At 75.5% G+C, this 2086-nt stretch carries 2 protein-coding genes; both read left to right on the forward strand.

All coding sequences use genetic code 11. The features are described from left to right. On the forward strand, positions 1–345 hold a 345-nt coding region (locus tag AC0CYZ_RS17780; protein ID WP_472217696.1), incomplete at its 5' end, for an SIR2 family NAD-dependent protein deacylase. Positions 346–396: 51 nt separating this feature from the next. Continuing rightward, positions 397–2004: a xanthine dehydrogenase family protein molybdopterin-binding subunit gene (locus AC0CYZ_RS17785; RefSeq protein ID WP_472217698.1), complete on the forward strand. Its 1608-nt coding sequence runs from the start codon at positions 397–399 to the stop codon at positions 2002–2004. The last annotated feature ends 82 nt before the right edge of the window (positions 2005–2086 follow it).

Here is a 2086-nt window from a genome sequence, read left to right on the forward strand (position 1 = left end):
GGGGCCGTCACGCCCATGGCCGAGGCGCTCGACCGGGTGCGCGCCGGCGAGGACGACCCCGCCTGCGCGCGCTGCGGCGGGGTGCTCAAGGCGACGACGATCATGTTCGGCGAGATGCTCGACATGGACGTCCTCGAGCGCTCCCGGCGGGCGGCGCTGGACTGCGACGTGTTCCTCGCCGTCGGGACCTCGCTCGGCGTGCACCCCGCGGCCGGGCTCGTCGACCTCGCGGCGATGGCCGGCGCGGAGGTCGTCATCGTCAACGGGGAGCCCACGCCCTACGACCGGGTCGCCGCCGTGGTGCTGCGCGGCGGGATTTCCGAGGTCCTCCCGGCGATCCTGTGACCGGGGGTCGAGGTTGCGTTCGAGTGCACTCGAAGGCCTAGCGTCGCTCTCGTGCCTGGTTCGATTCTCGGAACGTCCGTCCGCCGCGTCGAGGACCCGGAGCTCATCCGCGGTCACGGCACGTACGTCGACAACATCGTGCCCCCGGGCGCGCTGCACGTGGTCTTCGTCCGGTCCCCGCTGGCGCACGCCCGCCTCGAGGCCGTCGACGTCGACAAGGCCCGCGAGGCGCCCGGCGTCGTCGCGGTCCTGACCGGCGCCGACCTCGCCGACCTGCCCGACCACCGCCCCTTCATGGTGCTCAACGACGCCTGCGCGCGCCCGCTGCTCGCCCGCGGGAAGGTGCGCTTCGTCGGGGACATGGTCGCGGCGGTCGTCGCCACCACCCGCGCCGAGGCGGTCGACGCCGCCGAGCTCGTCGAGGTCGACTACGACCCGCTGCCCGCGGTCGTCGACCCCGAGGCCGCGCTCGCCGACGGCGCCCCGCTGCAGTTCGAGGAGCTCGGCTCCAACCTCGCGAGCGGCGTGCGCGACCCCGACGACGTGCACCCGCTCGAGGGCGCCGACGTCGTCGTGCGCGCCCGCATCGTCAACCAGCGCCTCGCCGTCGCGCCCATGGAGGGCAACTCGGTGACGGCGCTGCCGGGCGGTCCCGCGGGGGAGGGTGCCGACGACGCCTACGACATGACCGTCCAGGTCTCCACCCAGATGCCGCACGGGCTGCGCGACCAGGTCGCCCGGCAGTGGGGCTGGGAGCCCGAGCGGGTCCACGTCGTCGCCCCGCACGTGGGCGGCGGGTTCGGCGGCAAGGCCGGTCTCGCGCCGGAGCACGCCGTCGTCATCGAGGCCGCGCGCCGGCTGGGCCGTCCGGTGACGTGGACGGAGACCCGTTCCGAGAACCTCACCGCGATGCCGCACGGCCGTGGGCAGGTGCAGTACGGCGAGCTGGGGCTGCGCCGCGACGGGACGATCGTCGGGCTGCGGGCCCGGGTCGTCGGCGACGCCGGGGCCTACGCGGGCTTCGGCGGCGCGCTCGCCCTCGGCCCCACCCGCAACATGGCCCAGGGCGTCTACCGGATCCCGACGATCGCCTACGACGCGGCCGCCGCCCTCACCACGACGACGCCGATGGGCGCCTTCCGCGGGGCGGGCCGGCCGGAGGCGGCGGCGATGCTCGAGCGGCTGATGGACCTGGCCGCGCGTGAGCTGGACATGGACCCGGCCGAGCTGCGCCGGCGCAACTTCCTCGCCCCCGAGGACTTCCCGCTGACGACGGTCACCGGCTCGCTCTACGACTCCGGCGAGTACGCGAAGTCGCTGGACAAGGCCCTCGAGCTGGCCGGGTACGACGAGCTGCGGCGCGAGCAGGCGGCCCGGCGCGAGCGCGGCGACCGGGTCGCGCTCGGCATCGGCCTCGCGGTCTACGTCGAGGTCACCGCCGGGGGCGCGGCCCAGGAGTACGGGAAGGTGTCGGTCGACGACGACGGCGGGGCCACGGTCGCCGTCGGGACCTCCGGGCACGGGCAGGGGCACGCGACGTCGTTCGCGATGATCGTCGCCGACCGGCTCGGCATCCCGATGGACCAGGTGCGCTTCGTCCAGTCCGACACCGCCGTCGTGCCGCACGGCGGCGGGACGGGCGGCTCGCGGTCCCTGTAGCTGGCCGGGTCGAGCGTGCTGGTCGCGGCGGACACCGTGATGGCGCGGGCGCGCGAGGTCGTGGCGACGGTGCTGGAGGCCT

It is taken from the genome of Actinomycetospora sp. (assembly GCF_055612215.1).